Annotated in this window: 1 protein-coding gene and 1 pseudogene; both read right to left on the reverse strand. The window is 54.4% G+C overall.

What is annotated here, in order from left to right; genetic code table 11:
- Nucleotides 1-329, reverse strand: a pseudogene (locus ZA05_RS11975) (cell envelope biogenesis protein OmpA); the annotation flags it as partial.
- Nucleotides 330-347: 18 nt separating this feature from the next.
- Nucleotides 348-566 (reverse strand): type IX secretion system membrane protein PorP/SprF (locus tag ZA05_RS18080; protein ID WP_157514705.1); only part of this gene is annotated, 219 nt, incomplete at its 5' end.

Below are 566 nucleotides of genomic sequence, written 5' to 3' on the forward strand. Positions count from 1 at the left end.
GCGTTCGACTCGCTGTACTTACCGTTGGCCTTCAGCATCTGGGCATATCTATAGACCATCTCAGGGTCCTGGTTGCCGGCCTCGATGGCCTTCGCGTACCAGCCCTCGGCCGCCTCCGTGTTGTAGATGTTGTAGTTGGCCTCTGCCAGCTGCGTGTAGACATAGGCATCGCCCTTGCCCTTCTCAACCAGCTTCCCATAGGCCTCCGCCGCCTCTACGTACTCAAAGCGCCCGTAAAGGTCGTCCGCCTTCTTTGTATCCTTGTTCTGTGCGGTCATGCTCATGCCGCCCATCATCGCTATTGCTATATATGTATGTATGTTCTTCATCTCTTTTTGCTTGTCCGGTTAGAAATATCTTGGTGAGCGTGACACTTTCTGCGTGAAGTTCAGGTCCCAAAGCAGCATGATCTCGTGAGACGAGGATGCGTACTTCCCGATGTCGGAGGTCACCCCGTCATAGGCATAACCGATACGAAGGTTCGGCGTGATGCCGAAGTTCACCAATCCCGAGAACGAATCGTCCAATCGGTACGAGGCCCCGATCTCGAAGCGGTCGTAGAACAG

It is taken from the genome of Mangrovimonas sp. TPBH4, assembly GCF_001280505.1.
In the GTDB taxonomy this organism is placed as follows: domain Bacteria; phylum Bacteroidota; class Bacteroidia; order Flavobacteriales; family Flavobacteriaceae; genus Mangrovimonas_A.